Annotated in this window: 1 protein-coding gene; it reads left to right on the top strand. The window is 46.0% G+C overall.

What is annotated here, in order from left to right:
- Positions 1 to 127: 127 nt before the first annotated feature.
- A partial coding sequence (locus G531_RS25420) for a DDE-type integrase/transposase/recombinase (protein WP_248648751.1) occupies positions 128 to 1023 on the top strand: 896 nt, incomplete at its 3' end.

Below are 1023 nucleotides of genomic sequence, written 5' to 3' on the forward strand. Positions count from 1 at the left end.
CAGCGTGTTTCATGTTTCGGATAGATGGGTCAGAAAACTTCTTGCTCGTTATCGTTCGGATGGTTTAAACGCGGTAAAAACCAGGTCAACTCGACCACATACCATGCCTAGTAAAACCAGTGACAGCATGGTTGATCTGATTTGTTCCACGCGTGTATGGTTACACGAGCAAGGATGGGATAACGGGGCACACACTATTCGTGATTGGCTTGTTCGTAGGTATCCTGATGAAACCATTCCTAGCGTGGCAACGATATGGCGTATCGTGAAAAAAGCTGGATTGGTTCAACCCCAACCAGTAAAACGGCCACGGTGTTCGTATCGTCGTTTTCAAGCTGATTTACCCAACGAGTTATGGCAGTCAGATTTTACGCATATCCATCTTCGCGATGGTAAAGAGTGCGAGGTTATCGGTTGGATTGACGATCATTCACGGTGCATCATGTATTTACGTGCTTTCGAACGTATCACGGGGCGTATTGTTGTGGATAGTTTTACCCAAGCTGTCAGTATTTATGGTGTTCCTCAAGCAACATTGACCGATAACGGTTGTGTGTATACTGCTCGTTTTTCTGGTGGTAGACACGTCTATCAGCCCAACGCGTTTGAAATGTTGTTAACGGATCTTCATGTCCAGCAGCGTAATGGATTGCCGTATCATCCAACAACGCAAGGCAAGATTGAAAGGTTGTGGCAGACCCTGAAACAATGGGTGTACGCGCGTGGTATCCCATCGAGTATTGATCAGCTTAATACATGGTTAGACGAGTTTACACACGTGTATAACCGTGAGCGTTCTCATCGTGCCTTGCACGGGATGACTCCGTGGAGTGTATATACGAACACACACAAAGCTAGTGCACGTATCGATATCGACCATGTGTCGTATCGAGTCCGCTATGATCGCGTGGACGCGTATGGACGAGTCACTCTTCGATATAAAGGACGAATACTGCATTTAGGGTTGAGTAAAAAACGTAAGAATTGTCCCGTTATTCTCCTGATTCATGGCAACCATGTCAT

The sequence above is a fragment of the Granulicoccus phenolivorans DSM 17626 = NBRC 107789 = JCM 15570 genome (assembly GCF_000423085.1).
GTDB classification, from domain to species: Bacteria; Actinomycetota; Actinomycetes; order Propionibacteriales; family Propionibacteriaceae; genus Granulicoccus; species Granulicoccus phenolivorans.